General features: G+C 57.6%; 24 protein-coding genes. 8 read left to right on the top strand and 16 right to left on the bottom strand.

What is annotated here, in order from left to right:
* Positions 1-15: 15 nt before the first annotated feature.
* The 3 genes from glgX to asd form a co-directional block, all read right to left on the bottom strand.
* Positions 16-1,989 (bottom strand): glycogen debranching protein GlgX, encoded by a 1,974-nt coding sequence (glgX, locus tag CWR52_RS13940; protein WP_104949945.1) that lies wholly within the window; start codon positions 1,987-1,989, stop codon positions 16-18.
* Positions 1,986-4,172, bottom strand: a complete 2,187-nt coding sequence (gene glgB / locus CWR52_RS13935; protein ID WP_104949944.1) for a 1,4-alpha-glucan branching enzyme — start codon at positions 4,170-4,172, stop codon at positions 1,986-1,988. The genes glgX and glgB overlap by 4 nt, the downstream gene beginning before the upstream one ends.
* A gap of 239 nt (positions 4,173-4,411) precedes the next feature.
* Positions 4,412-5,515, bottom strand: coding sequence for an aspartate-semialdehyde dehydrogenase (asd, locus tag CWR52_RS13930; RefSeq protein WP_104949943.1), 1,104 nt, complete (start codon positions 5,513-5,515; stop codon positions 4,412-4,414).
* A 177-nt stretch (positions 5,516-5,692) separates the two neighbouring features.
* On the opposite strand from asd, the gene yhgN reads away from it, so the two are divergent.
* A complete protein-coding gene (yhgN, locus tag CWR52_RS13925) occupies positions 5,693-6,286 on the top strand; it encodes an NAAT family transporter YhgN (RefSeq protein ID WP_003861574.1) in 594 nt (197 codons plus the stop codon).
* Between the two features lie 522 nt (positions 6,287-6,808).
* Here yhgN and tusA read toward each other — a convergent pair.
* Positions 6,809-7,051, bottom strand: coding sequence for a sulfurtransferase TusA (tusA, locus tag CWR52_RS13920; protein WP_104949942.1), 243 nt, complete (start codon positions 7,049-7,051; stop codon positions 6,809-6,811).
* Between the two features lie 167 nt (positions 7,052-7,218).
* On the opposite strand from tusA, the gene CWR52_RS13915 reads away from it, so the two are divergent.
* Positions 7,219-7,884: a 7-cyano-7-deazaguanine/7-aminomethyl-7-deazaguanine transporter gene (locus tag CWR52_RS13915; protein WP_008503072.1), complete on the top strand. Its 666-nt coding sequence runs from the start codon at positions 7,219-7,221 to the stop codon at positions 7,882-7,884.
* Positions 7,885-7,956: 72 nt separating this feature from the next.
* Positions 7,957-8,514 (top strand): DcrB family lipoprotein, encoded by a 558-nt coding sequence (locus CWR52_RS13910; RefSeq protein ID WP_008503073.1) that lies wholly within the window; start codon positions 7,957-7,959, stop codon positions 8,512-8,514.
* A gap of 4 nt (positions 8,515-8,518) precedes the next feature.
* Here CWR52_RS13910 and CWR52_RS13905 read toward each other — a convergent pair whose 3' ends face one another.
* Positions 8,519-9,736, bottom strand: coding sequence for an MFS transporter (locus CWR52_RS13905; protein ID WP_063622752.1), 1,218 nt, complete (start codon positions 9,734-9,736; stop codon positions 8,519-8,521).
* Positions 9,737-9,881: 145 nt separating this feature from the next.
* Between CWR52_RS13905 and CWR52_RS13900 the strand changes: the two genes are divergently transcribed.
* Both CWR52_RS13900 and acpT read left to right on the top strand, forming a co-directional pair.
* Positions 9,882-10,931, top strand: coding sequence for an AI-2E family transporter (locus tag CWR52_RS13900; protein ID WP_045909021.1), 1,050 nt, complete (start codon positions 9,882-9,884; stop codon positions 10,929-10,931).
* Positions 10,932-11,035: 104 nt separating this feature from the next.
* Complete coding sequence (acpT, locus tag CWR52_RS13895; protein ID WP_069720558.1) at positions 11,036-11,656, top strand: 4'-phosphopantetheinyl transferase AcpT; 621 nt, start codon at positions 11,036-11,038, stop codon at positions 11,654-11,656.
* Here the strand turns inward: acpT and arnF are convergent.
* The 8 genes from arnF to CWR52_RS13855 all read right to left on the bottom strand — a co-directional run bounded on the left by arnF (position 11,589) and on the right by CWR52_RS13855 (position 19,809).
* Positions 11,589-11,993 (bottom strand): 4-amino-4-deoxy-L-arabinose-phosphoundecaprenol flippase subunit ArnF, encoded by a 405-nt coding sequence (gene arnF / locus CWR52_RS13890; protein ID WP_104949941.1) that lies wholly within the window; start codon positions 11,991-11,993, stop codon positions 11,589-11,591. The two genes, acpT and arnF, sit on opposite strands and share 68 nt — an antisense overlap.
* Entirely contained in the window at positions 11,990-12,325 is a 336-nt protein-coding gene (gene arnE, locus CWR52_RS13885) for a 4-amino-4-deoxy-L-arabinose-phosphoundecaprenol flippase subunit ArnE (RefSeq protein WP_023326251.1), read from the bottom strand. The genes arnF and arnE overlap by 4 nt, the downstream gene beginning before the upstream one ends.
* A complete protein-coding gene (gene arnT / locus CWR52_RS13880; protein WP_104949940.1) occupies positions 12,325-13,980 on the bottom strand; it encodes a lipid IV(A) 4-amino-4-deoxy-L-arabinosyltransferase in 1,656 nt (551 codons plus the stop codon). Before arnT ends, arnE begins: the two co-directional genes overlap by 1 nt.
* Positions 13,977-14,879, bottom strand: coding sequence for a 4-deoxy-4-formamido-L-arabinose-phosphoundecaprenol deformylase (gene arnD, locus CWR52_RS13875; protein ID WP_048226324.1), 903 nt, complete (start codon positions 14,877-14,879; stop codon positions 13,977-13,979). Before arnD ends, arnT begins: the two co-directional genes overlap by 4 nt.
* A complete protein-coding gene (gene arnA / locus CWR52_RS13870) occupies positions 14,876-16,858 on the bottom strand; it encodes a bifunctional UDP-4-amino-4-deoxy-L-arabinose formyltransferase/UDP-glucuronic acid oxidase ArnA (protein ID WP_104949939.1) in 1,983 nt (660 codons plus the stop codon). Before arnA ends, arnD begins: the two co-directional genes overlap by 4 nt.
* Positions 16,855-17,838: an undecaprenyl-phosphate 4-deoxy-4-formamido-L-arabinose transferase gene (gene arnC / locus CWR52_RS13865; protein ID WP_032644605.1), complete on the bottom strand. Its 984-nt coding sequence runs from the start codon at positions 17,836-17,838 to the stop codon at positions 16,855-16,857. The genes arnA and arnC overlap by 4 nt, the downstream gene beginning before the upstream one ends.
* A gap of 1 nt (position 17,839) precedes the next feature.
* Positions 17,840-18,979, bottom strand: coding sequence for a UDP-4-amino-4-deoxy-L-arabinose aminotransferase (arnB, locus tag CWR52_RS13860; RefSeq protein ID WP_104949938.1), 1,140 nt, complete (start codon positions 18,977-18,979; stop codon positions 17,840-17,842).
* 326 nt (positions 18,980-19,305) lie between these two features.
* Positions 19,306-19,809: a phenolic acid decarboxylase gene (locus CWR52_RS13855; RefSeq protein ID WP_008503103.1), complete on the bottom strand. Its 504-nt coding sequence runs from the start codon at positions 19,807-19,809 to the stop codon at positions 19,306-19,308.
* Between the two features lie 99 nt (positions 19,810-19,908).
* On the opposite strand from CWR52_RS13855, the gene CWR52_RS13850 reads away from it, so the two are divergent.
* The gene (locus tag CWR52_RS13850) at positions 19,909-20,790 is read left to right on the top strand and encodes a LysR family transcriptional regulator (protein WP_104949937.1); all 882 of its coding nucleotides are present in this window, start codon (positions 19,909-19,911) and stop codon (positions 20,788-20,790) included.
* A gap of 32 nt (positions 20,791-20,822) precedes the next feature.
* Positions 20,823-21,617: an SDR family NAD(P)-dependent oxidoreductase gene (locus tag CWR52_RS13845; RefSeq protein ID WP_104949936.1), complete on the top strand. Its 795-nt coding sequence runs from the start codon at positions 20,823-20,825 to the stop codon at positions 21,615-21,617.
* Between the two features lie 5 nt (positions 21,618-21,622).
* Here the strand turns inward: CWR52_RS13845 and CWR52_RS13840 are convergent, their stop codons facing one another.
* Complete coding sequence (locus tag CWR52_RS13840; RefSeq protein WP_175481451.1) at positions 21,623-22,069, bottom strand: NlpC/P60 family protein; 447 nt, start codon at positions 22,067-22,069, stop codon at positions 21,623-21,625.
* Between the two features lie 321 nt (positions 22,070-22,390).
* Between CWR52_RS13840 and CWR52_RS13835 the strand changes: the two genes are divergently transcribed.
* Positions 22,391-23,053, top strand: coding sequence for an HAD family hydrolase (locus tag CWR52_RS13835; protein ID WP_074180434.1), 663 nt, complete (start codon positions 22,391-22,393; stop codon positions 23,051-23,053).
* A 94-nt stretch (positions 23,054-23,147) separates the two neighbouring features.
* Here the strand turns inward: CWR52_RS13835 and CWR52_RS13830 are convergent, their stop codons facing one another.
* The gene (locus tag CWR52_RS13830; RefSeq protein WP_023616134.1) at positions 23,148-24,173 is read right to left on the bottom strand and encodes a TerC/Alx family metal homeostasis membrane protein; all 1,026 of its coding nucleotides are present in this window, start codon (positions 24,171-24,173) and stop codon (positions 23,148-23,150) included.
* 163 nt (positions 24,174-24,336) lie between these two features.
* Positions 24,337-24,735, bottom strand: a complete 399-nt coding sequence (locus CWR52_RS13825) for a potassium channel family protein (protein ID WP_023309546.1) — start codon at positions 24,733-24,735, stop codon at positions 24,337-24,339.
* Positions 24,736-24,816: the final 81 nt, after the last annotated feature.

Genomic DNA, 24,816 nt, shown 5'->3' with positions numbered 1-24,816 from the left:
CTAACTCCTTTTTTATCATCTTTGGAATACGCACACTCCGTGCGCAGGCCCGTGCCAGACAGCCATTACTACCGGATTATCCGCTCCGGCAAAGGGAGGAACGGCGCGCCATTCCCCTTCAGGTAAAACAATCTCTGCGACGTCGTCCGTCGCGTTCAGCGTCACCAGCCATTTATCCGACAGCAGGATTTGCAGGCGTGGTACGCCGTGTTGCCACTCTTGCGCGCTTAACGGTTGCGCGTCTTTATTCAGCCAGCGAACGTTGCCGTCACCCTCTTCCCACCAGCTGTTGGCGGTCAGCGCGGGGATCTGCTGGCGAAGATGGATCAGCGCAGCGGTAAAATGAATCAGCCCGCTGTTGGCTTCACCCCAGTCGAGCCAGGTTAAGGTGTTGTCCTGGCAATAGGCGTTGTTGTTACCGTGCTGGCTGTGGCCGTGCTCGTCGCCCGCCAGCAGCATCGGCGTGCCCTGAGACAGCAAAAGCGTCGTCAGCAGCGCATGAACGCTGGCGCGTCGCCGCTCTATCACATCCAGACTTCCGCCTAACCCTTCTATACCATGATTGAAGCTATGGTTATTGTTAGTGCCATCGCGATTCTCTTCGCCGTTCGCCTCATTGTGTTTCTGATTGAAACAAACGCAGTCCCTGAGCGTAAAACCGTCGTGCGCCGTCAACAGATTGACGGTGGCCGAGGGGCGTTTGCCGTCGCGCTTAAAGAGATCGCTCGACGCGGCAAAGCGCCCGGCAAATTCCCCCAGCGACAGGTTCCGCTCCAGCCAGAAGCGGCGCACGGCGTCGCGATAGTGGTCGTTCCACTCGGCAAACAGCGGCGGGAAATTCCCGACCTGATAACCGCCTTCACCGATGTCCCACGGCTCGGCAATGAGCTTCACCTGCGAGAGCACCGGGCAGTTTTTTATCGCCTCAAACAGCGGCGCCTGCTGGCTGAACGCCGGCGTGCGCCCCATCACCGGCGCCAGGTCGAAACGAAAACCGTCGACGTGGAATGTCTCTACCCAGTATTTCAGGCATTCATACGCAAAATGCGTGACCGCCGGATGGCTGAGATTGAGCGTGTTGCCGCAGCCGGTCCAGTTCTCGTAATCGCCATCCTGCCTGATCCAATAATAGCTACGGTTATCAATTCCGCGCATGGAGAGCGTCGGGCCGTCGAGATCGCTTTCGGCGCTGTGGTTCAGCACTACGTCCAGAATGACCTCAATGCCCGCCGCGTGGAGCGCCTTCACCGCATCGCGGAACTCGTCCCGCGCCTTTTCCGGATGGACGGCATAGCGCGGTTCGAGCGCGAACATCGCCAGCGGGTTATAGCCCCAGTAGTTGCTTAGCCCCAGCCGCTGCAGACGCGGCTCGCTGGCAAAATGGGCGACGGGAAGCAGTTCCAGGGCGGTGATGCCGAGGTTTTTCAGGTAGGCGATCATGGTGGGATGTCCGAGCGCCTTATAGGTGCCGCGCATCTCTTTCGGGATCGACGGATGCAGGTAGGTCAGCCCTTTGACGTGGGCTTCATAAATAACGGTCTTGCCCCACGGCGTCTGCGGCGGGGCATCATCTTCCCAGTCATAAAGATCGTTCACCACCACGCTTTTTGGCGCGACGGGCGCGCTGTCGCGGTGGTCAGGCTCGCCGTAGCCCACGTGGAAGAGCGGGTCATCTTTAAATTCGCCGTCCACGCGGTGCGCGCAGGGGTCAATTAGCAGCTTCGCCGGGTTAAACCAGTGCCCCTGAGAAGGCTCCCAGGGGCCGTGAACGCGAAAACCGTAGTGCATGCCTGGCCGTCCTCCGGCCAGGTAGCCGTGCCAGGTATCCCCCGTGCGCGCCGGTAAATCGTAACGGTGCTCGTTACCTTCCCCGTCAAATACACAGAGTTCTACCCGCTCCGCGTGAGCGGAAAAGAGGGTGAAATTGACCCCCTTTCCGTCAAATCTCGCCCCGAGCGGTTCGGGTTTACCTGCCGTAAGCTGCGTCATTCGCCCTCCCGCATCAGCCAGATGGTGCCAAGCGGCGGCAGCGTCAGGCTCAGGGAGTTGGGTCGCCTGTGGCTTTCAATGGCGTCGCTCTGTACCAGCCCGCCGTTACCGGCGTTGCTGCCGTGGTAGTGCATCGAGTTGGTATTCAGAATTTCACGCCATTTGCCCGGCTGGTTAATGCCGAAGCGGTAGTGTTCACGCGGCACCGGAGTGAAGTTGCTGGCGACGATGATCTCGTTACCCGCCTTGTCACGACGCACAAAGACAAACACCGAACGCTCATGGTCGTCCACCACCAGCCATTCAAAGCCGTACGGATCGAAGTCGAGCTCGTGCAGCGCTTTGTGGTGGCGATAGGTCAGGTTCAGATCGCGCACCAGACGCTGCACCCCGTGGTGCCAGTTGTCGCCGCCTTCCAGCAGATGCCAGTCGAGGCTGGCGTCGTGGTTCCACTCGCGCCCTTGGGCGAACTCATTGCCCATGAACAGCAGTTTCTTGCCCGGGAAGGCAAACATCCAGCCGTAATAGGCGCGCAGGTTGGCAAACTTCTGCCACGCGTCGCCCGGCATGCGGTCGAGAATCGATTTTTTACCGTGTACCACCTCATCGTGCGACAGCGGCAGCATGAAGTTTTCGGTGTAGTTGTAGAGCATCCCGAACGTCAGCTTATCGTGATGATACTTACGGTGAACCGGATCCAGCTTCATGTAGTCGAGCGTGTCGTGCATCCAGCCCAGGTTCCACTTATACCAGAACCCCAGGCCGCCCAATGACGGCGGACGGGAGACGCCCGCAAAGTCGGTCGACTCTTCCGCCATGGTCACGGCACCGTCCACCTGCTCGCCGATAATGCGGTTGGTATTACGCAGGAATTCAATCGCTTCCAGGTTTTCGCGGCCGCCAAACTCGTTCGGGATCCACTCCCCCTCTTTGCGGCTGTAGTCGCGGTAGATCATCGACGCCACCGCATCCACGCGCAGGGCATCGATGCCAAACCGCTCGATCCAGTACAGGGCATTCCCGACCAGGTAGTTTGAGACCTCACGGCGACCGTAGTTGTAGATCAGCGTGTTCCAGTCCTGGTGATAGCCTTCGCGAGGATCGCTGTGCTCGTACAGCTTCGTACCGTCAAACTCTGCCAGCGCGAAATCATCCGCCGGGAAATGGCCCGGCACCCAGTCGAGGATTACGTTCAGCCCGGCGGCGTGCGCGGCATCAATGAAATAGCGGAAGTCATCACGCGTGCCGAAGCGCCGCGTTGGCGCATACAGCCCGGTGGGCTGATAGCCCCAGCTGCCATCGAACGGGTGCTCGTTAACCGGCAGCAGTTCGAGGTGGGTAAAGCCCATCCATTTGGCGTACGGCACCAGCTGGTCGGCGAGCTCCCGGTAGCTGAGCCAGAAGTTGTTATCGGTGTGGCGACGCCAGGAGCCGAGATGCACTTCGTAAACGGAGATTGGCGCATCAAAGCGGTTGGCCTGCTTGCGCTCCTCGGTCTGAACGACCTTCTCCGGCAGGCCGCAGATCAGCGATGCGGTATCCGGGCGCATCTGCGCCTCGAAGGCGTACGGGTCGGCTTTAATGCGCAGCTTGCCGTGCGCGTCGATCATCTCAAATTTGTAGAGCTGGCCGTTATGCGCCCCGGGGATAAACAGCTCCCAGATGCCGGTTTCGCGGCGCAGACGCATGGGATGACGACGACCGTCCCAGTAGTTGAACTGCCCAACGACGGAGACGCGCTGGGCGTTTGGCGCCCATACGGCAAAGCGCGTGCCGGTGATACCGTCCATGGTATCCGCATGGGCACCCAACGTTTCGTAGGGGCGCAAATGGGTCCCTTCGGACAGCAACCAGGCGTCCATCTCTTTTAAGAGGGGGCCAAAGCTATAAGGATCGTCAATCAGGTTTTGCTGACCGTGCCAGATGACGGCAAGCTGATAGCGGAAAGGGTTTTTACGGCGGGGCATTACGCCCGAGAAGAAGCCACGGGAATCGAGGCATTCCAGATTACCCACCTTGCGGCCGGTTTTGGGTTCGATAACCCAGACTTCTGTGGCATCCGGTAACAGTGCCCTGACTTCCAGCCCGGCCTCGGTGCGGTGCATCCCTAGCACAGAAAAGGGGTCGGCAAAGTGACCCGCAATAAGCGCATTTATCACGTCTCTCGAAATACGATCGGACATGGTATTCATCCTGTTTTTTTATGTCGCCCTTTTTATTCGCTCCGGGACGACTTTTAATGTGACCTAAACGGTGCAGCTAATCCTCTCTGCTCCGTCCTACCCTCAGGTGAGAAATAAATCTTCCTTAAAGCATAGCCAACGTCGTGGTTCCTCCTGATAAAAAATAAGACATCTGCGTTTTACTCCATGTAGTACGCAAAAAAAGGGGGTGACAATCACCCCCTGTGTTTAACAAATTATTACGCCAGCTGGCGCAGCATGCGGCGCAGCGGTTCGGCGGCGCCCCACAGGAGCTGGTCACCGACGGTGAACGCGGAGAGATACTCCGGCCCCATGTTCAGCTTGCGCAGGCGGCCAACCGGGGTGGTCAGCGTGCCGGTCACTGCTGCTGGGGTCAGTTCACGCATAGTGATATCACGATCGTTTGGTACTACTTTCGCCCACGGGTTGTGCGCGGCCAGCAGCTCTTCCACGGTCGGAATAGACACATCTTTTTTCAGTTTAATGGTGAAAGCCTGGCTGTGGCAGCGCAGCGCGCCGATACGTACGCACAGGCCGTCTACCGGAATGGTGTTCGCGGTCGCGAGAATTTTGTTGGTCTCAGCCTGGCCTTTCCACTCTTCGCGGGTCTGGCCATTATCCAGCTGTTTGTCGATCCACGGGATCAGGCCACCGGCCAGCGGTACACCAAAGTTATCCACCGGCAGCTCGCCGCTGCGGGTCAGTTGAGTGACTTTACGCTCGATGTCGAGGATCGCGGAAGCCGGGTCTGCCAGCTCGGTCGCGACGCTCTGGTGCAGTTGGCCCATCTGGGTCAGCAGCTCACGCATATGACGCGCACCGCCGCCGGACGCCGCCTGGTAGGTCGCCACGGAGACCCACTCTACCAGGTCCTGCGCGAACAGGCCGCCGAGGGACATCAGCATCAGGCTGACGGTGCAGTTACCGCCAACAAACGTTTTCACGCCGTTGTTCAGGCCATCGGTGATCACGCCCTGGTTAACCGGGTCGAGAATGATGATGGCATCGTCTTTCATGCGCAGCGACGAGGCCGCGTCAATCCAGTAGCCCTGCCAGCCGCTTTCACGCAGCTTTGGATAGATTTCGTTGGTATAATCGCCGCCCTGGCAGGTCACAATAATGTCGAGCGCCTTCAGCGCTTCCAGATCGTAAGCATCCTGCAACGTGCCTGTGGTACCACCAAAGGACGGAGCAGCCTGGCCGAGCTGAGAAGTGGAGAAGAAGACCGGGCGGATAGCGTCGAAATCGCGCTCTTCAACCATGCGTTGCATGAGTACAGAGCCGACCATACCGCGCCAGCCGATGAAACCAACGTTTTTCATAGCATTTTTTTCCTGCTGAGGGTGTGTGCTGATTGTGCAAGCCAGTATTGAACTGGGATATGCTTCACATTACAAAATGCTGCCAAAGTCGCAAGCGAAATTAATCGATGATTGCCCGGCAATCAGAAATACAGCTAATTATCATAATAACCATAGAGAGTTTCAGGGATAATTTACATGAGTGAAATCATTTCAGCAGCGGTTTTATTGATCCTGATTATGGATCCCCTGGGCAACCTGCCCATCTTCATGTCGGTGCTGAAGCACACCGAGCCGAAGCGCCGCCGGGCGATCATGATCCGCGAGCTGCTTATTGCCCTGCTGGTGATGTTTATCTTCCTGTTTGCCGGTGAAAAAATCCTCGCGTTCCTGAACCTGCGCGCCGAAACGGTCTCCATTTCCGGCGGGATTATTCTGTTCCTGATTGCCATTAAGATGATCTTCCCGAGCGCCGAAGGCAGCAGCAGCGGCCTGCCTGCGGGTGAAGAGCCGTTTATTGTGCCGCTGGCGATCCCGCTCGTCGCGGGGCCAACCATTCTGGCGACGCTGATGCTGCTGTCGCATCAGTATCCGAACCAGATGAGCCATCTGGTCATTGCCCTGCTGATTGCCTGGGGCGGGACGTTTATCATCCTGCTGCAGTCGTCCCTGTTCCTGCGCCTGCTGGGCGAAAAAGGGGTAAACGCGCTGGAACGCCTGATGGGGCTGATTCTGGTCATGATGGCAACGCAGATGTTCCTGGATGGGATCAGGGCGTGGATGAAAGGCTAGGTAAAAGCAAAATGGCCACTACGTGGCCATTTTTAGTGTTTGCTCCCTCTCCCCGTGGGCTAAGGGATCCCCAGTAATTTTTTCCTGAAGCGATGAACATTGCTTCAGAGAAATGAATAACTTACAGCGATGTCCTGGTCCGGCTGTAAATCGCTGAGGCGTTTCCTGTAGGCCGGGGCGAGGCGCATGGATGCGCCGAGAGGGCGGGCTTTACAGGGACGTTACCTCCGCCCGCCCCCGACAAGCCGGAAGGAATAAGCCGAAGGCACCGCGAAGCGGCGATTTACCGCCGGGAGCCCGGGTCGCTAGGGCGGCGGCGATTGAGCCGCCCTGGCACGTTCACTTTATGTTCCTTACAGAGTAGCAAGGAACATAAAGTGAACGGAATGACCACCAGAGCCGTATGTTCCCCCTCACCCCAGCCCTCTCCCTCAAGGGAGAGGGGGTCGTCCGTGCAGGCATTATTTTGTGGGGAACCCTCGGCCCACAGGGTGAGGGCATCAGGCCGCAGAAGCCGCCCACCTACCCCTTACGAATCAAATACCGGTACGGCAGCGCCTCGGTCTGCTGTGCCATCAGCTCATGTTCCATAAAGGTACAAAAACCGGGAATATCGCGGGTCGTGGCCGGGTCATCGGCAATAATCAGCAGCGTTTCACCGGTCTGCATATTGCGCACGGTCTTACGTACCATCATTACCGGTTCCGGGCAGCGAAGGCCCTGGGCATCAAGGGTGTGGTCTGGGCTGGAAAACAGGTCGGTCATGATCTTCTCGGTCAGGTAAAAACGGCTGTAGTTTACGCCCGGTTGCGATCAATGCAAACCAGGTTAACGATTGCGTAAAAACTAACCATTGCAATGTCCTGTCAAAGCAGTATCATGCTGCGGTTTTTATTGGGTTCCCTCACCCCAACGTATAAAAAGGTCACAATATGACGCAGTTTTCTGAATCTCAGCGCGTAAAAGCGTTGTTCTGGCTTTCGCTTTTCCATTTGCTGGTGATCACCTCCAGCAACTATCTGGTGCAGCTCCCTATCTCCATCTTTGGTTTTCATACCACCTGGGGCGCGTTCAGTTTTCCGTTTATTTTCCTCGCCACCGATCTGACCGTGCGTATCTTTGGCGCACCGCTGGCTCGCCGCATTATTTTTGCGGTCATGCTCCCGGCGCTGTTCATCTCGTACGGGGTTTCGTCTCTGTTTTATATGGGAAGCTGGCAGGGTTTTGAGGCGTTAACCCACTTCAACCTGTTTGTCGCCCGTATCGCCGCAGCAAGCTTTATGGCCTACGCGCTGGGGCAGATCCTCGACGTGCACGTGTTTAACCGCCTGCGTCAGAATCATCGCTGGTGGATGGCGCCCACCGCCTCCACGCTGTTCGGTAACGTGAGCGATACGCTGGCCTTCTTCTTCATCGCCTTCTGGCGTAGCCCGGATGCGTTTATGGCCGAACACTGGATGGAAATCGCGCTGGTGGACTACTGCTTTAAGGTGCTCATCAGCATTGTCTTCTTCCTGCCCATGTACGGCGTGCTGCTGAATATGCTGCTGAAAAGGCTGGCAGATAAATCTGAAATCACGGCATTGCAGGCAGGTTAAGGGTTCGCTTTATCAGTTGTGATAAGATGAACGAATGAGCCGTTATGGCCGTTTATCGAAAGGAAGAAGTCAATGCGCAATCTGGTTAAATATGTCGGGATTGGCCTGCTGGTTGTGGGTCTTGCAGCCTGTGATAACAGCGACACGAAAACGCCTGCTCAGGGCGCATCCGCAGAAAGCAATGCGACCGGCCAGCCGGTAAATCTGATGGATGGCAAACTCAGCTTCTCTCTGCCAGCCGATATGACTGACCAGAGCGGCAAGCTGGGCACTCAGGCGAACAACATGCACGTTTACTCCGACGCAACCGGGCAGAAAGCGGTCATTGTGATTGTGGGCGACGACACCAGCGAAGATCTGGCCGTCCTGTCCAAACGTCTTGAAGATCAGCAGCGCGGCCGCGACCCGCAGCTGCAGGTCGTGACCAATAAATCCATCGAGCTGAAAGGCCATAAGCTGCAGCAGCTGGACAGCATCATCTCTGCGAAAGGCCAGACCGCGTACTCCTCTGTCGTGCTGGGCAAGGTCGATAACAAACTCCTGACCCTGCAGATCACCCTTCCAGCGGAAGATCAGCAGAAAGCGCAGACGGCTGCTGAAAACATCATTAACACCATCGTGATCCAGTAACGTTTCACGATGATGACGTGGCCTCCGGTGCCTGCACCGGGGGCCATTTTTTTAGCCGCCACGTCAGCAGCAAGGCCACGATCACCAGACCCGCTGCGGCAAGATAGATCACCGGCACGCCTGCCCAGGCCATCACCAGCCCCGCCAGCGGGCCGGTAATGCCTAACGACATATCCATAAACACCGTATAGGTCGCCAGCGCGGCGCCCTGATTCTGCGGCGGCACGGCTTTAACCGCCACCACGCCCAGCGCCGGGAAGACCAGTGAGAAACCGGCCCCCGCGAGGAAGACGCCCACTTTCGCGACCCAGGGCACCATCGCTATTCCGGTCAGCAGCAACCCGACAATCTCTATCGCAAAGCAGATCATCGCCACGTTCAGCCCACCCAGACGGTTGATGCCGTTAGGGAAAAGCAGGCGCGCGCCAACAAACGCACAGCTGAACAGGGTTAACGCAAAGGCCGCGCCGTCCCAGCCTTTGGCGTCATAGAACAGGGTAATGAAGGTGGCGATCACACCGAAGCCGGTGGTCGCCAGCGCCAACGCCATGCCATACGGCCAGACGCGCCCCAGCACCGCCCGAAACGGCAGCGGCTTGCCCTTGCTGGCCTTCACTTTCGGGCGCGGCAGCGCAAACAGAATCGCCAGCAGCGCGACCGCCATGATGGTGACGGCCAGCCCATACAGCCCGCCAAACGCATAGCAGGCCACGCCGAGCGGCGCACCGAGCGCCATCGCACCGTAGGTGACAATTCCGTTCCAGGAGATCACCCGGCCAATGTGCGGCGCGCCGACAACCCCCACGCCCCACAGCGTCGAGCCGGTTCCCGCCAGGCTTTGCCCGATGCCGAGGATGACGCGGCCCAGGCAGAGGAGCGCCAGGCTGACCAGCGGCCAGTGGCTGGCTGAGGCAGCCAGGAGGTAGCTCAGGCCACTGAGGAAGCAGCCGCACAATCCCACCACCACGATGCTTTTTGGACCGAACGTGTCCGCGTAGCGACCGGCATGCGGCCGGCTCAGGAGCGTGGCGAAATACTGCAGGCTAATCACCAGCCCAGCCCAAAAGGCACTGAAGCCCATCACGTCATGGACATAGCCCGGCAGGACCGCCAGCGGCAGGCCGATGGTGAGATAGCTGGCAAAGTTGAAAATCACAACGGAAACGATGCGCAGATTGAGGCGCAGTCCGCTCAGTGCCGTTTCAGCGGCAGGTTCGGGCATGGGGTTCTACCTGGATTTTTTACAACAGTGTTTCACTATTACCACGGCGCAATAAGAAAATCAGCCCCGACTTTCAGATTAACGGCTCCAGACGAAGCGAAGCCCGGGCACTACACTTACCGGGTCATCACATTAAGGAACACGCATGATCGCTAACCCGTCCGACAAAGCTGGACTCCACATCTTATTAAAGCTCGCCTGTCTGGTGGTTATCCTTGCGGGTATCCATGCTGCCGCTGACATTATTGTCCAGCTCCTGCTGGCGCTCTTTTTTGCCATTGTGCTTAATCCTCTGGTCACCTGGTTTCTGCGCCGGGGCGTCAGCCGTCCGGTCGCCATCACCATTGTCGTCATCGTGATGCTGATTGCCCTGACGGCGCTCTTCGGCGTGCTGGCGGCATCGCTGAGCGAATTCTCCACCATGCTGCCGCAGTACAACAAAGAGCTGACACGTAAGATTGTGGCGCTGCAGGAGATGGTGCCCTTTCTCAATCTGCATATCTCACCTGAACGGATGCTGCGCAGAATGGATTCCGAGAAGGTTATGACCTACGCCACCACGCTGATGACGGGGCTTTCCGGCGCAATGGCCAGCATTCTGCTGCTGGTCATGACGGTGGTGTTTATGCTGTTTGAAGTCCGCCACGTCCCCTATAAGCTGCGCTTTGCGTTGAATAATCCCCAAATTCATATCGCCGGGTTACACCGGGCCCTGAAGGGGGTCTCAAAATATCTGGCGCTGAAAACGCTGCTGAGCGTCTGGACCGGGGTGATTGTCTGGCTGGGGCTGATGCTGATGGACGTGCAGTTCGCGCTGATGTGGGGCGTACTGGCCTTTCTGCTCAACTACGTGCCCAATATTGGCGCGGTGCTTTCCGCCGTGCCGCCGATGATTCAGGCGTTTCTGTTTAACGGTTTTTACGAATGCATGCTGGTTGGCGCGCTGTTCCTCGTGGTGCATATGGTGCTGGGCAATATTCTCGAGCCGCGCATGATGGGGCACCGGCTGGGCATGTCGACGCTGGTCGTGTTTTTATCCTTACTGATTTGGGGATGGCTGCTGGGCCCGGTCGGCATGCTGCTGTCGGTCCCCCTGACCAGCGTGTGTAAGATCTGGATGGAAACCACTAAAGGCGGCAGCAAGCTGGCGATCCTGCTCGGGCCGGGGAGGCCAAAAAGCCGGTTGCCTGGGTAAGCACTCTCGTCTGGTTAGCCATTACCGGGGACAATAGATTATAGTAATGGTTTCGCCGCGAAACTTTGCGACTCTCTCTGTTTTGACTGAAGGCCAGACGTTATATGTACCAGGTTTTTCTGGGAAAAATCTCCTCGCTGAGCACCAATCGCTGGGCTGAAGCCCTCTCCCGACACGCGCCCGAAGGCGCCCAGCGTGCGCGCTGGCTGGCGGGTCGCGGGTTGCTTTCGCGTCTGCTGGCCCCGAAGTCACTGCCGGAGATTATCCACAACGAACAGGGGAAACCCCTTTTTGCCGGCGACTATCCGCTGTGGTTCAGCCTTAGCCACGCGGATGATGACATTGCGTTAATTATCAGTGACGAAGGTAACGTGGGTTGTTCACTGGAACGCATTCGCCCGCAGGATAACTGGCACACGCTCGCCAATGCCGTCTTCAGCGGCGCCGAGCATGAAGAGCTGGAAAAGGAAACGCCAGAGAGCCAGCTTACGGCGTTCTGGCGCATCTGGACGCGGAAGGAAGCGATCGTTAAACAGAGCGGCGGTCACGCCTGGCAAATGGTTAGCATTGACAGTACCGCCCGCGCATTTCACTCAGTCAGCCACTGCCGGATAGACTCGCTGAGTCTTGCAGTATGTACCGCGACGCCCTTTGAGCTCAGGGCCGGGCTGATTTATTCTGCTGACGACGTGCTGGCCGAAAAATCGTCAACACACCCAGAATAATAAACCCGACCCCCACCAGCCCGTGCCAGGAGAAACGTTCTTCCCAGCCCGGCAGCAGGATCGCAGCGCCCCACACCAGGATATAGCTAAGACTCAGCAAGGCATACGCTTTGCTGAGCGCCATGCGATGCAGCGCCAGATACCAGCAGCCCATCGAGGCCACATACCCCATCAACCCCAGCAGCAGCGCCCCCGTGCCGGATGAGAAGTGCCACAGCGCGGAAATAAGCGCCAGAACATCGCTGACCGGCGGCAGTGCCTGCATCGCATTGCGCAGCAACAGCTGCGCGGCGCTGACTAACAGCACGCTGCATAAGGCCCAGAACGCCCCTTTCACAGGCTTCCTCCCAGGATAACAATCCCAATGATGATCAACCCTACCCCCAGCCAGTGATGCGACGCGACGTTTTCACGCCAGAATACCTTCGCCGCCAGCGTCACCCAGACAAAATTGAGGCTCAGCATAGGGTAGGCAATGCCGACAGGCAGGCGCTGCAGCACCACCAGCCAGACCAGCATCCCGCTGCCCAGCGCCAGCAGAGCCAGGCCAAGCCATAGCGCGATATGCACGCCACGCCGCCCGGCTTTCGCCGGACGGGTAGCCTGTTTCTGGCACAGCTGTCCTGCACAGCTGAGCAGGCTTGCCAGTATCAGCCAGATCCAGGTCATCACTTCGGCAGATACTGCAGGTAGGCCAGACGGCCCTGGATATACAGGCTGTCCGGTTCTGGCAGATTAGCCCGCGAAAGGTCATCGCGTTTTGACAGCAGAATCACCAGCGATACGCGTCCCTGCTGACGGTGCTCCGCCAGCCACTGCGCGAAGTCATCTTTACCGACAAAACGATCTTTCACATCAGGATAATCCAGCCCGTAGCGCAGTTCGCCACTCTGACCATACAGCGTGATGTCATTGCGCTTCAGCTCCCACGCCAGGCCAGCGGCCACGCCAACGTTATTGGCCAGCACGTAACGGCTGTCCTGAAGCGGCTCGCGCACGGTGTCGACCAGCGACTGCGGCTGTTTGGAATCCACCACCAGGTTAGGAATGGCAAAACCAATCAGCAGCGTCAGGCCCGCAGGGCAGAACGCCGCCAGCCACCAGCGCTGCTGACTCTGCCTGAACGTAAACCAGCCTACCGCGGCCCAGATGAGGAACGCGACCACCGCGCAGAACACTTTATACAGTTCGACCGAGGTCCAGACCGGATGCTTAGACAGTCCCCACGGGGAGACCACCAGTGCAGCCACCACACCGATAACGCCAAACGCCAGGTTAATCCCGCCGTTAATGCGTAACGCTCTGGCGCCCTTCTCCGCCGCGAGGCAGGCATAGCGTGCCATCAGGATCGCCAGCGGGGCAAAGCACGGCAGGATGTAGGTCGGCAACTTGCCTTTGGCGATGCTGAAGAACAGCAGCGGCATCACCACCCATCCCAGCAGATAGAACCCGCCACCCGCGTTTTGTCGGTCATTCCAGCCGAGACGAAACGCACCGGGCAGCAGTGCCAGCCACGGCAGGCTACCCGCAATCAGGAACGGTATGTAGTACCAGAACGGGGCTTTGTGCTGCGCGTCGCTCTGGGCGAAACGCTGAATATGCTCCACCCAGAAGAAGTAACGCCAGAAGTCAGGCTCACGCTGCGCAATGGCCAGCCCCCATGGCAGAACAATCAGCACGCAGCTCAGGATCGCGAGCCAGCCAAAAATCAACACCTCTTTCCAGCGCTTCTGGGCGATCACCCACGGCAGCACGCCAATCACCGGTACCGCCAGTGCCAGGAAGCCTTTGGTCATCACCCCCATCCCGCAGGCCAGCCCAAGCAGCACATAGCCGCCCGCTTTTCCGGCAACGGTTTGGGCCTGTGACGCCAGCCAGAAGCTGCACATCGCTGCCACCAGCCACAGGGTGATGATGGGATCCAGCACCGCATACGTGCCGATGCCATACACCAGGAACAGGGTCAGGAAGATCAGGCCGGAGAAAATGGCTGTCCGCTTATCCCGCCAGAGACGCCAGGCCATCCAGATGACCAGCAGCGCGGCTAAGCCGGTGGAGAAGATGGACCCGGCGCGCACGGCGAGGTTGGTGTGCCCGAACAGCATCTGCCCGATACTGTTGATCCAGTAGCCAGCAATTGGCTTTTCAAAGTAACGCAGCCCCAGAAAATGCGGGACAACCCAGTCTCCGGAGGCCAGCATTTCGCGGCTGATTTCCGCATAGCGCGTTTCATCAGGCTGCCAAAGCAGACGGATATCGACCGGAATGAGGTAGTAAACGATAAACAGTGCGAGAAGCGCTAAGCCATAACGGGCTGTTTTCATGGGACCGGACTCACGGTTTGTTGATAACCAAGCCAGCCTTCCCGGCCAGCCAGTTCATTACGGACCACTTTTCCCACGGGCAGGGTGCTGAGGTCGTCTGGCAGCAGCTCGCTCAACGGGCAGAATTCGATGCCCTCCTGAGCGGCCATCGTCAGCAGTTCATCGAAATCATGCTGATACGCAATCCCTTCCACTTCGGCATGGATGGTATACACCGGCGTACCGGCGTCACGATGAATGCGGTCCAGAATGTAGCGATTGAACTCATCGGCCTTTACCTCGCGTCCGACCACTTCATCCCAGGTGGGAAGCGTGACTGGAATTTGCACCGTACCGTAGCGATTTTCGCCTAACAGCGGCAAAAAGGGCCCGGTTCCGCGGCAATCGCTGTTGTAGCGAAACGCGAAGGCCTCTTTGGCCTTCACCACGCGCTGATCCGCACGCCATCCCGCCACGGCGGAGCAGCGCACGGGCTGACCGATAATGGCCTCCAGCTCCAGCATCCCACGCTCGACCTCACGGGACAGGCGCGGGATATCCCAGACGCCCGCCCAGGCTTGCCAGGCATGGTGATCCCAGGCGTGCAGACCCACCTCATGATGCTGCGCCGCCTCGCGGATAACCGCTTCATTACCCGCGCCGATGCGTCTGCCGGGCCAGGCGGTGCCGGCCAGCAAAATATCCCAGCCGTAGAGGGATGCTGCGCGCGAGCGCAGCATTTTGTACAGAAATGCCGGTTTAACCAGACGCCATAAATGACGTCCCATGTTGTCAGGCCCCACGCTGAAGAAAATGCTGGAGCGCACACCGTGCTTACTCAGCAGTTCCAGCAGTTTGGGTACGCCGTCACGCGTTCCCCTGAAGGTGTCGACATCAATGCGTAAACCGACTTTTTTCATGAGACCTGTTCCGACAGCTCCACGGTGCGCAGGAAGAAATCAAGCGTTTCATCAATGGTCTGTTCCATCTTCACGGTCGGCGTCCAGTTCAGGCAGCGCTTCGCATTGCGAATGCTTGGCTTACGGTGCTCAACGTCCTGATACCCTTTACCGTAGTAGCTGCTGCTTTCCACTTCGCGGAAACCGGCAAACGGCGGGAATTTATCGCGCAGCGGATGACGCTCAAAGCTGGCCAGCAGCATCTCGGCCAGCTCGCGAATGCTCGCTTCGTTGTCCGGGTTGCCGATGTTGATGATTTCACCGTTGCAGCGGTTATCTTTGTTTTCGATGATGCGGAACAGCGCTTCGATACCGTCGCTGATATCCGTAAAGCAGCGTTTCTGTTTCCCGCCTTCGATAAGCTTAATTGGGGAGCCTTCCACCAGGTTCAGGATCAGCTGGGTGATCGCACGGGAGCTACCGATACGCGCCGCGTTCAGGTTGTCCAGACGTGGCCCCATCCAGTTGAACGGACGGAACAGGGTAAAGCGCAGACCCTCTTTCTCGCCGTAGGCCCAAATCACGCGGTCCAGCAGCTGTTTGGAGACGGAGTAAATCCAGCGCTGTTTGTTGATCGGCCCGACCACCAGGTTGGAGGTGTCTTCATCAAAGTTCTTATCGGTACACATGCCGTACACTTCAGAGGTGGACGGGAAGATGATGCGCTTGTCGTATTTCACGCAGTCGCGGATGATCTTCAGGTTCTCTTCGAAGTCCAGCTCGAACACGCGCAGCGGGTTACGGGTGTACTCGATTGGCGTGGCAATAGCGACCAGCGGCAGCACCACGTCGCATTTCTTAATGTGGTATTCAATCCACTCGGAATGGATGCTGATGTCCCCTTCCACGAAGTGGAAGCGCGGGTTGTCGAGGAAGCGGCTGATGGCATCAGAGCCGATATCCAGACCGTAAATCTCGTAGTTATCGTCCTTAAGCAGACGTTCGGTCAGGTGGTTACCGATAAAGCCGTTCACGCCGAGGATCAGCACGCGGGTGCGGCGTTTGATGGCAACAACCGGTGCGCTGGTGATGAGCGCCCCGGCCACCAGGCCCAGAGACTGCGCCAGCTGCGTGCCCTGAACGTACAGGCCGTTGTCGGTTTGTCCGGTGACGATCTCCAGCGCCTGCTCGCCGCAGGTCACAATCAGCGGGGAGACGGAGACGACGGTGCCCGGTTTTGCCGCCGGAATGTCGTCACGCACGCGGGATTTCCAGACGATGAATTTGCTTACGCCCGCAAAGCTGTAGGCGCCCGGCCATGGATCGGTTACGGCGCGCACCAGGTTGTGCAGCTGGCGAGCCGGTTTGTTCCAGTCCAGACGACCATCTTCCGGCGCACGGCGGCCAAAGCAGCTTGCCTTGCTCTCGTCCTGTGCGGTTTCGCTGAAGGTGCCGTTAAGGATGGCAGGAAGGGCATCACGCAGCAGCGTCTGTGCCGTCGTGTTCAGCTTCTGATGCAGCTGCAGCGCGGTGTCGTCCGCATCAATAGCGACCTTCTGCTGTGCCACGATAGCGCCCGCATCCGCACGGCGTACCATGCGGTGCAGCGTCACGCCCGTTTCCGTTTCACCGTTCACCAGCACCCAGTTCAGCGGGGCGCGGCCACGGTAGGCCGGCAGCAGAGAACCGTGAAGATTAAAGGCGCCTTTTGCGGCCAGGCCTAAGATCTCGTCAGAGAGCAGGTTGCGATAGTAGAACGAGAAGATCACATCAGGCGCAAGGGCGCGGATGCGCTCCACCCACAGCGGGTGGTTAACGTCGTCCGGCGCATAAACCGGGATACCGCGCTCGGCGGCGATACGCGCCACGGAGCCGAAAAAGTTGTTTTCTCCAGCCGCGTCCGGATGGGTAAAGATTGCCGCAATGTCATAGCCCGCTTCCAGCAGGGCCTGCGTGCCCGTGCACCCCATATCGTGATAGGCAAATACAACAGCTTTCATGGGTGAATTTCCTCTTGAGATGCTTTGTGTTCCTGACGGACAACACGTTGAATAAAGTAGCGCGGACGCGCGCGAACGTCGTTATAGATACGGCCAATGTATTCACCGAGGAGACCCATCCCGACAAACTGGGCGCCGATGAACATAAACAGCACGGCAAAGAGCATAAAGACCCCTTCCGCCGCCCACTGCGGGCCAAAGACCAGGCGCAGTACCACCAGCAGGACAGAAATCGCAAAGCCCGCCAGCGCAATAATGCTGCCGAACACGCTCAGCAGACGCAGCGGCGTGGTGGTCAGGCAGGTGATGAGGTCATACATCAGGTTGATGAGACGCATAAAGCTGTACTTCGATTCCCCGTGCTCGCGCTCGGCGTGCAGAACCGGGATTTCCGTTGCCTTACGGGCAAAGGTATTCGCCAGAATCGGAATGAAGGTGCTGCGCTCGTGGCAATGCAGCATGGCGTCGACAATATGGCGGCGGTAGGCGCGCAGCATGCAGCCGTAATCGCCCATCGCTTTACCGGTCGTGCGCTGGATCAGACGGTTGATGGTACGCGAGGCCAGCTTACGGAACAGGCTGTCCTGGCGGTTCTGACGGACCGTGCCGACCACGTCATAGCCTTCGTCGGCTTTGGCAACCAGACGCGGGATCTCTTCCGGCGGGTTTTGCAGGTCCGCGTCCAGGGTGATGATCAGATCGCCCGTGACGTGGCTAAACCCCGCCATAATCGCCGAGTGCTGGCCGTAGTTACGGTTGAGCAGCACGGCTACGATGTGGCTGCCTTCGGCCTGCGCGGCCTCGGTCAGCATCAGCGCGGAATTATCGCTACTGCCATCATCCACCAGCAGAATTTCGTAGGCCTTGCCCATCGTGTCACAGGCGGCCGTTGTACGGCGGATCAGTTCGGGCAGGCTCTCCTGCTCGTTATAAACCGGGATTACCACGGATACTTTTTGTACAGGCGGTGCACTGAACATATCAATGTCCTGCAAGCTGATGGAGTGCGGTAATGACGCGGGTTGTGTCGTCATGAGTCATGTCCGGGAAAAGAGGGAGAGAACAAATACGCGCGCTATTCCATTCAGAATTCGGGAGCGATACATCAGGAAAACGCTCGCGGTAGTATTTTTGCGTGTGGGCCGCGCGGAAATGGAGGCCGGTACCTATGCCTTTCTCTTTCAGCGCCGCCATCAGGTTGTCGCGTGAGATCCCGCAGCGCGCTTCATCAACGCGAATAATAAACAGGTGCCAGGCGTGCACGTGCGGCCATGACGGAATAGTGAGCGGCTGGAACGGCGTATCGGCAAGCTCCCGCAGGTAGCGTTCAGCGATTTCCTGGCGGCGTTTGTTGGCCTCTTTCAGTTTGCCTAACTGCACCAGCGCCAGCGCGGCGTTGATGTCCGCCAGGTTGTATTTATAGCCCGGCGCGATCACTTCCGCCTGCGGCGCGCGGCCGTGCGTCTGGCGGTCATAGGCATCTACGCCCAGGCCATGGAATTTCAGGCTGCGGATCCGCTGTGCCAGCTGGGCATTATCCGTGACGACTAAGCCGCCTTCCGCGCAGGTCATGTTTTTAATGGCGTGGAAGGAGAAAATTGCCGTTCCTTTCCAGCCCACGTGACGGTTTTTGTAATACGTTCCGGCGGCATGGGCCGCATCTTCAATCACCGGAATACCGTGACGTTCACCGATGGCATGGATAGCGTCGATGTCACACGGCGCGCCGGCATAGTGAACGGGAATAATGGCTTTAGTGCGCGGGGTAATGGCGGCTTCAACGGCTTCTGGCGTCACCATTAATGTGTCTTTATCCACATCAATCATGACTGGCGTGGCGCCCAGCAATACGATCATATTCAGCGTGGACACCCAGGTCTGGGAAGGGGTAATGACTTCATCGCCCGGGCCAATATCCAGCGCCATCAGCGTAACGTGCATGCCCGCGGTGGCGGAACAGACGGCAATCGCATGCTGATTCCCGGTAAGTTGGCAGAATGCCTCTTCAAGTTCCTGATTCCTTGGCCCCGTGGTGATCCAGCCCGACATCAAAACGTCCTGAAGCGCCGCAATTTCCTCAGCGCCCATCGACGGTCGCGAAAAAGGCAGAAAATCACTCATTATTAATTTCCTTGCAATCAAAATGGCACGTTTTTGATATTAACCAAATGCTGGCCCGTTTATTTCAACGAACCATAAACTTATATCAAAGTATCTCTCTTTCCTTAGGGAAAAATTAAGACAGCGTTTACAACGCTATAAGACAACTAGCAGCCAATTGAAAAACAACAAGTTAATTTAATATTAAATATTTTTGATGTGATCTTCCGCAACATTTTGAAATGGGATCATTTAAACCATACATCAACAAACAAAAAAAATCCCGGCCATTTCAAAATAATATGAAATAGCCGGGAACTTTTCTTTTTAGTTAATTGTCGCGCTTATTACAGGTTATCTGGAAAGTTTTTCGGTAATTCACTGGCCGCACAGGCGATCACGCTTTCGTTATTGGCGCCGCAGTCACGTACAAAGGTGATAGTGGCAAATTCATCAATCACTTCCGTTGGATACGCCGGGCCCGCATCACGGTAGCTGTTCATCAGCGGAATATGATCGTTCTGGAAGCAGACGGTTTTTTCCGGGTTATTCATGACCCAGCGCGGGAAGAAGATGGTGCCGTGGAACAGTTTGTCGCCCAGGTTCACAATCAGGCTGACGTCGGTGCCGGTTGGCTCGGTCCAGGAAATTTTATAGATGCTCTCCCCTACCCGCACGATGTAAGCCTGCTGATCTTTCACCCAACGGTTGGCCACCAGACCGCTGTGAATACGGTAATCCAGGGTCGTCTCATTTTTGACGTAAATCTCGTAGTTCCAGCCGTTGTCGTAGGTATAAACAAGGTGTTTGCCAACGAAGCCGCTTAAGTCGTGTTTGTCGAAGGTGTTCATAAGATGTCTCCTTTGTTTTGATGAGACGATCGTACCCCTTCAAAAAATAAATGAATAACGCTATGTTTTAATCAAATTCATCCAAATTTTAGATAAGTTATGCATAAGACGACGCTAGAACAATGGTCCTTACTGGAACGAGTGGTGGAAGCGGGCAGCTTTGCCAAAGCCGCAGAAGAAACCCACCGCAGCCAGTCTTCGGTGAGCTATAACCTGTCGCTGCTGCAGGAGCGGCTCGGCGTGGCGCTGCTGGTGCCGGAGGGGCGACGGGCGGTGTTAACGCCGGCAGGAGAACTGCTGCTCAACCAGGTTAAACCGCTGCTGAAAGCCTTTTCGTACGTTGAGACGCGAGCAGCGACCCTTCGCAACGGAATGCGCACGCGGCTGGATCTGGTGGTGGACTCCATTTTCCCCCGCCGCCGCCTGTTCGCCATTCTGCGTCAGTTCCAGCAGCAGTATCCGCAGACCCAGGTCCGTCTCACCGAAGTGCTGGAAAATACCCGCGCCGACGCCATTAACGACGAAGCTGATGTGATGATCTTAACCCGCCGCCAGGATATAACCGGGCTCGGCGAATGGCTGATGAATATCGACTTTGTTGCCGTGGCCCATCACCAGCATCCCCTCTTTCACCTCGACGCGCCGCTAAATGATGAGATGCTGCGCCCATGGCCGCTTATCCAGATTGCGGACAGCCAGCCCGCCGCGCGTGCGGCCGGTGAGTCGTGGACCTTCTCCACCATCGATGCCGCCATAGAGGCCGTCGTCTCTCAGGTCGGCTACGGCTGGCTGCCAGAGGAACGCATCCAGACCCAGCTGGATCAAGGCGTACTGAAACGCCTGCCGCTGAGCCACGGTGCGCGCAGGGCAACGCCGCTTCACCTGATCGTTAAGCGCTCCCTCGCCCCGCTTGATGAGCAGGTTGAGACGCTGTTGCGCCTTTTTAGCCAGGAGCCGTCATCCTCACCTGCTACGCTTTAAGGTCCGAACGTTAAAACGATAAGGAGCGGATGATGAAAATCGACTTTACGGGGAAAGTGGCGCTGGTGACCGCCTCAACCGGCGGGATCGGGTTCGCCATCGCCAGAGGGCTGGCAGAAAGCGGTGCCGAGGTGATCGTCAATGGCCGCAGCACGGAATCGGTGAATAAAGGCATTCAGCAGCTGCAGCAGGTGGTGCCGGGCGTCCAGGTGCGCGCCGCGATTGCCGATCTCAGCACGGCGGAAGGGGTCGAGTCGCTGCTGAAGGTGGCGAATGACGTCGATATTCTGGTTAACAATGCCGGGATTTACGGCCCGCAGGATTTCTATGCCACCGACGATGAGACCTGGGAGCGTTACTGGCAGACCAACGTGATGTCCGGCGTGCGTCTTTCCCGCGCCCTGCTGCCGGGCATGGTGCAAAAAGGCTGGGGACGGGTGGTGTTTATCTCCTCCGAGTCGGCCTGCAATATCCCGGCGGATATGATCCACTACGGCGTGACCAAAACGGCGCAGCTCTCGCTGGCGCGCGGGCTGGCGAAGTTCGTGGCAGGGAGCGGCGTGACGGTCAACAGCGTACTGCCAGGGCCAACGATGTCTGACGGTTTCGCCGAGATGATGAAGGATGAAATCGAAAAAACCGGCAAATCGCTGGAGCAGCTGGCGAAAGAGTTTGTGATGGCCAACCGCCCCAGCTCGGTGATCCAGCGCGCGGCCACGGTTGAAGAGGTGGCCAATATGGTGATTTATGTCTGTTCGCCACAGGCCTCCGCCACCTCGGGCGCGGCGCTGCGCGTCGATGGCGGCGTCGTGGATGACATCATCTGAGGCTGTCAGGCTGCACTGCCTGCAACCCGACGGGCAGTAATGTAGTGCGCCTGCCAGTAAGCATCCGTCAGGGTTGAGACCGTCACGCCCTGGCTGCTTGAGGCATGAATGAACTGGCTATTGCCAATGTAAACGCCGACATGCCTGCGGTTCGGCCCCGTCTGGAAGAACACCAGATCTCCGGGCCTCAGGCGGTATTGCGTCACCTGCACCCCGCGGTGGATCTGCTCGCCGGTCGTGCGCGGTAAATTAAGATGCGCCGCATCGCTGAACAGGTGCTGCATGAGCGCGGAGCAATCCACCCCGCGGCGCGTGGTACCGCCCCACTGATACTGGGTTCCCTTCCACTTTTGGTATTGATCGAGCATGCGCGAGCGCAGCGGGCCCGTATCCTGTTGCATCAGCGCAGATTTCGCTGGCGAGACTGCCAGTTCATGGTTCATCGATAACATCGACGCGGGAAGTTGAAAACTGAATGCAGAAAACGACGCAAAACTTAACGTAAGGATTGAAATAAACGATCTAAGAGTCATATCAAAAAAGAGGTAGTGAGTGAGTTTTTCCTTACCTGTGGGGGCCAAAGGGTTCCCCTAAATATCGTGCGATGTGGCGATAATATAGACAGATCGTTTTTTCGCCAATTCTTATCGAGGCCAAAATTGGACTCACGTTGAGATCGCAAGATCGAGAAAAAAATGGTGGTGATGTAAGGACTGTCCAGGTAAAGCAGGTAAACTGATCCACAGAATGTGTATTTCAGCTAAGACGTATTTATGACCAATATGATTGCCGACGAGACGGTGGCGAAATCCAGCGTGCTCTCTGTCTTTGACTTTGATGGAACATTAACGCACCACGACAGCTTTATCCCTTTCCTGCGCTTTGCCTTCGGGAAACGTTACTTCGCGGGCCGTCTGGTGCGCATGGCGCTGCCCACGCTCCACTGCGTGCGTCGCAAGCTGACGCGCGACGAGCTAAAGGAAGTGCTGATCAAAACGTTCCTGACGGGCGTGGATGAACACTGGTTGCGCCAGCAGGCGGAAGCGTTTTGCGAAAAATACTGGAACAAGCTGATGCGCCCCGAAGGGGTTCTGGCCGTGGCGGCCGAGGTGAATTCCGGTGCGGAGGTGACCATCTGTTCCGCGTCTCCGGCACTGGTGCTTCAGCCGTGGGCTGACAAACTGGGCATTAAGCTGATTGGCACGCAGCTGGAAGTGAAAAACGGCAAGCTGACGGGGCGGATCACGGGCCACAACTGCCGCTGCGCCCAGAAGGTGGCCAGGCTGGAAAAAGTGTATGGCGATCTGAACGCCTATCACCTGCGCGCCTGGGGCGACACCCGCGGCGACCACGAGCTGCTGGCGGCGGCGCAGGATCCGCACTGGCGGCACTTCCACCCGCCGCGCAAGCGCCGCAATTCACCGATTAAGGGTTAGGTGCGGTCTGGTGCCCTCACCCCGCCCTCTCCCACAGGGAGAGGGAGAAAACCAAACCGTAGGCCCGGTAAGCGAAGCGCCACCGGGCGGTACATCAGGCCTCACGTTTCCCCGGGAACATCACGCTCGCAATAATTCCCAGCGCCAGCACGCCCAATACCACAAACAGGCTGGCCGTCGCGCCAATGCTGTAACCGTGGTGCCAGAAGTGGTCGGTGGCATTTAACCCCAGCTTGAACGCCACGAAAAACAGCAGCAGCACCACGGCTTTCTCGAGGTGCACCAGATACTGCTTCAGCGCTTCGAGTACGAAGTAGAGCGTGCGCAGGCCGAGAATAGCGAACATCATGGCGCTATAGATAATCAGCGGCTCGCGGCTCACGGCAATAATGGCCGGCACGGAGTCAAACGCGAACATCACGTCTGAGAGTTCCACCACCGCCACGCAGAGCAGCAGCGGGGTCGCATAGCGCTTCGCCTTCTTCACGCGTCCGACCATCACGTCCTGGTTTTCGGGCTTTTCAAGCTCCGCATCCACCTCTTTCTGCGTCAGAATAAAGGCATTGCTGCTGATTTTCGGCCAGACCGGATAGAAGCGTTTTACCAGGCGATAGGCGAGATGACCCGAGTAATCTTCCACTTCGTCACTCTCTTCATTACGTCTGAGCATCATCACCGCCGTCCAGCCGACGACCAGCGCGAAAATCACTTCGACGTAGGGCCCCAGACTTAACAGGCTGGTGCCGATAGCCACGAAAATACCGCGGAAGACAATCGCTCCCAGCACGCCCCAGTAGAGCACGCGGTGACGGTACTTATCCGGCACGCCGAACCAGGCGAAGATCGCCATCATCACAAACAGATTATCGACGGAGAGCACCTCTTCCAGCGCATAGCCGGTGAGGAACAGGCTCGCCATCTCGGCGCCGTGGTGAACGTACAGGAACCCGGCGAAGGCCATCGCCATCATGACCCAGAAGATGGACCACATTGCGGCGCTTTTCAGCGAGATCGGTTTGTCGTGACGGTGCATAAAGAGGTCGATAAACATCGCCCCAACGGCCATCACCACAAAGACAACAACGGTTTCCGTCGGGAAACCGAGATGAGCAGCAGACATACATAACCCTTTTATAGAGGCAAAGCACAGCACCATGCAGGCTGGCGTAAACCAGCAGAGAAAAAGGGTGGGCTGTTTATCACATCCCCCCTCAAAACCGCGGCACTACGGCCACGTAAGGGGTGTACTTTACCTTACCAGATGGGGATTGCGCATCTGCCGTTTAGGCGCTCATGCCACGCAAACGCTGCAGCACCGCGACCAGAACCGCCACAGACCAGCCTACCATCAACGCGCCCACCAGCCCTTCCACCCCGCCGATGAGCCGCCAGTGCTGGGGTAACGTGACGTCGCCATACCCTACCGTCGCATAGCTCACCAGCGAAAAGTAGAAGCTGGTGTTCCAGTCATTAAACGCGTCGATGACAAAATAAAACGCCGCAAACAGCCCGGCTTCCAGGAGATGGGCGAAAATCATAGAGATCACGATACCGACATTGCGTAAAACAATGCGTACCGCCGAATCGACTTCTAATTTGATGAATTTTAAAACGCCAAACATCCACAGCGAATGGATCACCACGGTGAGGGTAAGCAAAATAATAATGCTGAGTAGCTGCATGGTAAGTGCTCTGACCAAAAGGAGTATGGCCCCGCGAACGCGGCGGGGCATCTGGTCGAAGCTTAGTCGAAGGGAGAGGAA

Origin of the sequence: Enterobacter sp. SGAir0187, from assembly GCF_002952735.2 — a bacterium.
Taxonomy (GTDB): domain Bacteria; phylum Pseudomonadota; class Gammaproteobacteria; order Enterobacterales; family Enterobacteriaceae; genus Enterobacter; species Enterobacter quasiroggenkampii.
This window is presented reverse-complemented; position numbering and strand designations above follow the sequence as displayed.